This window comes from Peptostreptococcus russellii (assembly GCF_900110295.1).
Classification (GTDB): domain Bacteria; phylum Bacillota; class Clostridia; order Peptostreptococcales; family Peptostreptococcaceae; genus Peptostreptococcus; species Peptostreptococcus russellii_A.
Map to the genome: position 1 here is coordinate 1 of NZ_FODF01000033.1, position 7,699 is coordinate 7,699.

6 protein-coding genes are annotated in these 7,699 nt (G+C 38.7%); 4 read left to right on the forward strand and 2 right to left on the reverse strand.

What is annotated here, in order from left to right; all coding sequences use genetic code 11:
- Nucleotides 1-120: 120 nt before the first annotated feature.
- The gene (locus BMY82_RS08790; RefSeq protein WP_091976180.1) at nt 121-1,020 is read right to left on the reverse strand and encodes a phage major capsid protein; all 900 of its coding nucleotides are present in this window, start codon (nt 1,018-1,020) and stop codon (nt 121-123) included.
- Between the two features lie 273 nt (nt 1,021-1,293).
- On the reverse strand, nt 1,294-2,547 hold the full coding sequence (locus BMY82_RS08795) for a phage/plasmid primase, P4 family (protein ID WP_242938953.1): 1,254 nt from the start codon (nt 2,545-2,547) through the stop codon (nt 1,294-1,296).
- A gap of 656 nt (nt 2,548-3,203) precedes the next feature.
- Between BMY82_RS08795 and BMY82_RS08800 the strand changes: the two genes are divergently transcribed.
- The 4 genes from BMY82_RS08800 to BMY82_RS08815 all read left to right on the forward strand — a co-directional run.
- Nucleotides 3,204-3,425 carry a helix-turn-helix domain-containing protein gene (locus BMY82_RS08800; RefSeq protein WP_013810668.1) on the forward strand — a complete coding sequence of 74 codons (222 nt, stop codon included), beginning with the start codon at nt 3,204-3,206 and terminating at the stop codon, nt 3,423-3,425.
- Nucleotides 3,426-3,429: 4 nt separating this feature from the next.
- On the forward strand, nt 3,430-4,998 hold the full coding sequence (locus BMY82_RS08805) for a type I restriction-modification system subunit M (protein WP_091976182.1): 1,569 nt from the start codon (nt 3,430-3,432) through the stop codon (nt 4,996-4,998).
- Complete coding sequence (locus BMY82_RS08810; RefSeq protein ID WP_091976183.1) at nt 4,995-6,125, forward strand: restriction endonuclease subunit S; 1,131 nt, start codon at nt 4,995-4,997, stop codon at nt 6,123-6,125. The genes BMY82_RS08805 and BMY82_RS08810 overlap by 4 nt, the downstream gene beginning before the upstream one ends.
- The coding region (locus tag BMY82_RS08815) for a type I restriction endonuclease subunit R (RefSeq protein ID WP_144019735.1) at nt 6,122-7,699 on the forward strand (1,578 nt) is incomplete at its 3' end. The genes BMY82_RS08810 and BMY82_RS08815, both read left to right, overlap by 4 nt.

Sequence of the window (7,699 nt, forward strand, 5' to 3'; positions counted from 1 at the left end):
TCCGATATCGGATTTGGTTGTGCGGCTGTTACTTTGATTTTCCATATCGTGACCTCCTGTCCGATGTTTTGATGGAACTGGCACTGAGCCGAATTGATGACTCAGTGCCTAATCCATTATTTAAGCTTTTATTTGTAATATTTTCAGAGCATCCGGTTGAATCAGCCTGCCATCCAATCTCTCATAAGCGGAAAAGCCGATTTGTCCCTGCAATGCATATAACTCACTTAATTTCTTTATGGTTATTGGCTGACGCTCAATCAGCCAGTAGTATGATAAATCTCCAAATACAATGCTTTTCGCTCCTGCTGATACTGTAGGCATATATGGAGAGGTAATTACAGGCTTTCCGAAGATGGTATTATCGGAAGAGTTCCACAGATAACTGCCGCTTGTATCCTTGAGAGTTCTAAGAAGCATGGCAGTATTGTCGTGCATGATAAACACAGCGTTGTTGCGATATTCATCTTTTAATGAAAAGTACAGAGAAGTAATCTCATCAAAAGAAATGGTAACACTGTCTGCTGTAGTTACATCTGCGTCTGCCGTAAGAATGCCTGTTGGCTGTGTTGTGCCATTTCCATTAAGCAATGCATTTTCCTCACCCTTGCCAAAACGCTTCGCAAAATCACCCGTCAAATATTTTTCAAGATTAAAGTTCATATCGGTGACGAATGAGCGGTTTAGCTTGACAAGAGATGCAAGCTTGTATGATTTCACCAGAAACTGTGTAAATGTATCGGCACTTTCGGGGATTGGATCTCCGTCTTCAACCCAATCTGCTGTACCCGTTGAAGACACCGCTTGAATTTTACCTTCTGCAGAAGATAGATTGATAACAGTAGCAAATCTGCGGAATATATTCTCCTTTGCCAAAGCAGTGTTAAAGCCTTCTCGGAACTCGTCTGGTGCGACATAGGCTCCTGCATTATCAAAGCCCTCGCTTAGATTTTGATTATTTTCTTCTTTTCCTTTCATAACATTCCAAAACGCTCTATTATAAGTTGTTGATGTTGCCATAATCGTTTACCTCCTAAATTTAAATGGATTGTGGGGTATATACCCTGTTTGAAACCGCGTTTTTTTACGCATTGCCCCACGCCCGTTGTCCAGATGAAAAAGTGTGGAGATTTGACCTCCCCTAGGGGCAGGTATTAACACATGGAGTTGTATCCATTGTTTTTAGTAGTATTAAGCTTTGTAGCAAGATGTAGCAGGTAAAAACTAAACTCTCTATACGAGAGCGATTTTTTATATAACCTGTTTTTCTTGCTACAAGCTGCTACACTGTGTTTAAATAAGAAGAAATTCTTCTTCTGTCAGCTTATATCCGATAAGCATTGTGGTCATTCCACCACCAGAACGTGGTCGTTTCCGTTCTACACGGGCGATAGCTGTTAATGCCTGTTTGAAGTTTCTTGCATTCTCCGAATAACATCCATTGGCACTACACCACCGCTGATACCGGGCATACACTTCGGATGTCCGCACCTCACTGTTAGGACTTTCCTCCAAGGCATCCTCGAAAAATAATGCTATTTTATCGCTGTCACGTTTATAAGCCTCCGTTGCTGTCTTAACAGAATCAGGTAAAGTCAAGCCTTCCTTCTTTAACAACTGATAGCCTTCAATTAGCCAGTTGAGGATAGCACTCTGATTCTTCGCTTTGGCGAATTCACGTTTTAAGTTTTTATCCTGCTCGCTTTCATCAAAGTGTCGTTCAAAAGGGATGATTACCACTCTGCCACTGGAAAACAGTGTCATATCCGTAATAACGGGCAGATAATTGGTGTTGATATACAGCTTAAACTTTGGTGAAAAGTCAAAAGAATTCTCATGTAGAAACCTTGCATTGATGGTGTCACCACCTGTCATGCTTTTTACCTGTGCAGCATTTAGGACAAGTCCTCTGCTAGGTTCGGAGATATTCACAAAGCGTACTCCTGCAAGCCGGGCAATATCTTCACTTGGACTTGAACTGTTATTGTTCTTTTTCAGACTGATAGTCTCCGGCCTTGCGGTACAGCCATAACTGCCTAATACCTTAAGAATGCTCTCACATAGCGTACCTTTACCGTTTCGAGTTGTAGCACCATCTGCATACACATTGCCCGTTACGGTAACAAAGCGGTTTGTTGCTCCAGCCACATAGACCTCAACTCCCAGCTTTCTGTTGTTGATATAATATTTTGTTTTGTCAAAGTTAAAGCCTGTGGCCTTAAAGAAAATATGCAGCTCTTTCCCAGATGGACTGTGTTCCATATAGCAACTACTAAAAGCCTCTACAACACTTTGGGAAATAGGCTTAAGCTTACCGCTGTTATCAAAGCAATCATCTAAGTCGATAACACATATGTCATTACCCACCAAAAATCCGATACCTTCATAATCACTTACAGCAGCAACCGCAGAACTAAAATCTTTAAATGTACTCCGCTGATCTGCTTTTGCCCTTTTTCCTGTTACCGGGTTATAGGGAACTTTGGTTTTTCTGCCGCTTCGCTCTTCATATTTCCAACAGCAAAACTGTGGCATATCTTTAAGCACCTGTGGCAAGTTCTCGTATTGTGTATTCAGTTATTTCACCTCCTTGCCTGTTATAAATGACCCAAAACGCTACGGTTCCAGAGGGTTTGCCTTGTTTGACACAACCTCGTTATCTTTCAAGGAATACGCTCGGAATTATCGTCATGGCATATTCTGCTTGAAATATCTCTTGCATTTCGGGGTATTCAGTTGTCAAGGAGCAGTGAGAGAAAAACTATCCTTTCATTGGGGGATTATTTTTCCTCTCACCTTATAGCCTTGGTAGAACATATTAGTTGAGGATTTTAGAAAAAAATTTTTTTCCTCATCTATAAGCGAAGAATTCTATTGATTCGAACCCCTAAAATAAAAAAACAGCCTGTCTTTTTTCCAGAAAAGACGGCTGTAATGTTTATGCTTTTGCTCAAATTTAAGCGAAAGTGGTATTAAATTTAAGAAGGCTGAATGTTATAACTTTGCCTTTGGTTTTACAAATAGACTTAAAGACTTTTTTGTCTAAAAGTATTTATTTGAATAAAAGAGAAAAATGAAAGGCATACACAACTATCATTATCTTTGTTAACATTGTAAAATTACTTCACAAACACAGAATAATCATGTTATTTTTGAAGAAAATGTGCTATAATGGAAAAAACATATATAAAGAGGTGACCAAGATGACCGTTAGCTATAAAAAGCTTTGGAAATTGTTAATAGACCGCGATATGAAGAAGAAAGATTTACAAGCTGCTGCGGGAATAAGTCCATCGTCAATTTCAAAGCTTTCTAAAAACGAATATGTCAGTATGGACGTTCTTGTAAAGGTTTGTACGGCGCTTGGCGTTGATTTTAAAGATATCATGGAATTAGTGCCAAATATGGTTGAAGAAAGGGAGTAGAGTTATGGAAAATAACAGAAAAGAACAGGAACGGGCGGAATTACACCGCACGATATGGAATATGGCAAATGATCTAAGAGGCAGTGTAGATGGATGGGACTTTAAGCAATATGTTCTAGGTATGCTGTTTTACCGCTACATATCTGAAAATATTACTGCCTATATTAACGCCGGAGAATGGGAAGCTGGCAATACGGAATTTGATTATGCCAAGCTATCCGACGAAGAAGCAGAACAGGCACGAGAGGATTTAGTTAAGACAAAAGGCTTCTTTATTTTACCCAGCGAGCTTTTTGAAAATGTTCGAGCTCGTGCTAAGGACGATGAAAACTTAAATGAAACACTAGAGCAGATTTTCAGTAATATAGAAGCATCTGCCCAAGGAACAGAAAGCGAAGATAATTTCAAAGGTCTGTTTGACGATATTGATGTTAACAGCAATAAGCTAGGTAACACTGTAGTAAAGCGTAATGAAAAGCTGGTTAAGCTAATGAATTCTGTTGGAGAAATGAAGCTGGGAGATTACAAAGACAATACCATAGATGCATTCGGTGATGCTTATGAATTTTTAATGGGTATGTATGCATCCAATGCAGGAAAAAGTGGTGGTGAATACTATACGCCGCAGGAGGTTTCTGAACTCCTTACCCACTTAACATTAGTAGGAAAAACTGAAGTCAACAAGGTATATGACCCCGCTTGCGGTTCTGGATCTTTACTCTTAAAGTTTGCCAAAATCTTGGGAAAAGAGAATGTACGTCAAGGGTTTTTCGGTCAGGAAATCAACATTACAACCTACAACCTGTGCAGAATTAATATGTTCCTGCACGATATTGATTATGACAAATTTGATATTGCCCTTGGTGACACGCTAACAGATCCGCAACATTGGGATGATGAGCCTTTTGAAGCCATTGTATCAAATCCACCTTACTCCATTAAGTGGAAGGGCGATAGTGATCCTATTTTGATTAACGATCCCCGTTTTTCTCCAGCGGGAGTACTGGCGCCTAAATCCAAGGCAGACCTTGCTTTTATTATGCATAGTCTCTCATGGCTTGCGACAAACGGAACAGCGGCTATCGTTTGTTTCCCTGGTGTAATGTACCGCGGAGGCGCTGAAAAGAAAATCAGACAATACCTGATTGACAATAACTATATCGACTGTATCATTCAGTTACCGGATAACTTGTTTTATGGTACCAGCATTGCTACCTGCATTATGGTGCTGAAGAAGTCTAAATCGGAAAATAGCACCTTATTTATCGATGCATCAAAGGAATTTGTTAAGGTTACGAATAACAACAAGCTGACACAGGAGAACATTGAAACCATTCTTAACGCATTCAAAGATAGAAAAGATATAGAGCATTTTGCTAGGCTTGTGCCAAACAGCGAAATTGCTGAACAAGACTATAACCTGTCTGTTTCTACCTATGTGGAACAAGAGGATACCAGAGAAAAGATTGATATTGTTGCCCTCAATGCTGAGATAGAAAAAATTGTGGCGAGAGAACAGGTTTTACGGGAAGAAATTGATAAGATTATTGCGGAAATTGAGGTGGGCAAATGAGTAAATTAGATGAATTGATTGCTGAACTTTGCCCTAATGGGGTGGAATATATACCCTTAGGAGAAGTGCTAAAAAACAATAATGCTCCTAATAGTATTTCAAAGAAATATTACAAAGATAATGGAGATATCCCAATAATAGACCAAAGCCAAGTGTATATTGCTGGATATACTGATGACGAATCTGCTGTACCACCTATATTGCCTTGTATTATTTTTGGAGATCATACGAGAGTTGTTAAATATGCAGATCGGAAATTTGCCCAAGGTGATAGTGGAACAAAAGTATTTATTCCCGTTACTGAAGATTTAAACACAAAGTATATTTATTATGCTTTTTGCAATATTGACATCCCATCAAGAGGATATAATCGTCATTGGACTATTGCAAAAAACATTAAAATTCCCCTTCCCCCTCTACCTGTGCAGCAGGAAATTGTCCGTATTCTGGACAATTTCACAGAGCTTACAGCAGAGCTTACAGCAGAGCTTACAGCAGAGCTTACAGCAAGAAGAAAGCAGTATGAGTATTATAGGGATCTGCTGCTGACATTTGATGATGATGTGCCAAGACTTGCTATAAGTGATCTTTTAATACGTACAAAGGGAACAAATATAACAGCACAAAAAATGAGACAATTACATAAAGAGAATGGTGAAGTACGAATATTTGCTGGTGGTAAAACTTATGCGGATGTTGATTTTAAAGATATCCCAAAAAAAGATATTAATTTAAACCCTTCTATAATTGTTAAGTCACGTGGAATTATTGAATTTGAGTATTATGATAAGCCATTTAGCCATAAAAATGAATTCTGGTCATATTATAGTGAAAATAAAAATGTCAATATTAAATTTGTATACTACTATCTTTCAAAAAATGTGAACTATTTTCAACGTATAGCTAATAATATGCAAATGCCACAAATATCAATTCCTGTAACAGATAAATATAAAGTTCCCCTCCCTCCTATAAAAGAGCAGGAACGCATCGTAGCTATCCTCGATCGCTTTGACGCTCTCTGCAACGACTTAACCAGCGGCATTCCTGCTGAAATTGAAGCACGTCAAAAGCAGTATGAATATTACAGAGATAAACTGTTATCTTTCAAGGAGGTGAAGGCATGAGTATATACAATATCGTTGCCAGTACTGATGAAGCAACGGTTGTTGCCGAATACGCAGCTGAATATAATGTCCGACCTGAAAAGTATCAGAGCGAGGCAGAACTTGAGCGGGAGTTTATTAAGCAACTGACTTCCCAAGGATATGAATATATTTCAGTGCACAATGAAGCTGCATTGATAGAAAATCTCCGAAAGCAACTTGAACTGCTTAATGACTTCACCTTTACTGACAGTGAATGGGATAGATTTTTCACAGAATGTATTGCCAATACAAATGAAGGGATTGTTGAGAAAACTAGAAAGATTCAAGATGACCATATCCAGATTCTAAAACGTGAAGATGGAACAACAAAGAACATATACCTTTTGGATAAAAAGAATATCCATAACAATCGCTTGCAGGTTATTAATCAATACGAAGAAGCAGGTGGCAAGCATGAAACCCGATATGATGTGACTATACTTGTCAATGGACTTCCCCTTGTTCATGTGGAGTTAAAGCGTCGTGGTGTTGCTATCCGTGAAGCTTTCAACCAGATAAAAAGATACCAGCGTGACAGCTTTTGGGCCTCTTCTGGTTTATTTGAGTATGTACAAATATTCGTAATCTCAAATGGCACCCATACAAAGTATTATAGCAACACCACAAGAAACGCTCATATCGAAGAACAAAGAAACAGTGAGCGTCGAAGAAGTAAAAAAACAAGCAACAGTTTTGAGTTTACAAGCTACTGGGCAGATGCAAACAACAAAATTATTCCTGATCTTGTGGACTTTACTAAGACATTTTTCGCCAAGCATACCCTCTTAAATATACTAACAAAATATTGTATTTTTACATCTGAAGATCTGCTCCTTGTAATGCGTCCTTATCAAATAGCTGCTGCAGAACGTATATTATCACGTATTGTAGTATCAACCAACTACAAGAAGATGGGCACAACTGCAGCTGGAGGATATATCTGGCATACAACAGGCTCTGGTAAGACATTGACCAGTTTTAAGACAGCTCAATTAGCTTCTGCCTTGCCTTACATAGACAAGGTACTGTTTGTCGTTGACCGTAAAGATCTGGATTATCAGACCATGAAGGAATATGACCGTTTTGAAAAAGGGGCTGCTAACGGTAATACGTCTACAAGAGTTCTTCAAAGACAATTGGAAGACAGGGACGAAAAAGGAAATCCTCATGAATACAAAATCATTGTAACCACTATTCAGAAGCTGGATATATTCATCCGTAAAAACAAACAGCATGATATTTACAAGAAACATGTGGTACTGATTTTTGATGAGTGCCACCGTTCCCAATTTGGTGAAATGCATCAAGCTATCACGAAGAGCTTTAAGAACTATCATATCTTCGGCTTTACGGGAACCCCAATTTTTGCTGCCAATGCTAGTTCAGGAGGTAACCCATTGCTCCGTACAACCGAGCAGGCCTTTGGAGAAAAGCTACATACTTATACCATTGTAGATGCCATCAATGATGGGAATGTTCTGCCTTTTAGAATAGATTTTATCAATACCATTAAGATGCCTGATTACGTTAATGATAAAAAAGTCTATAGCATA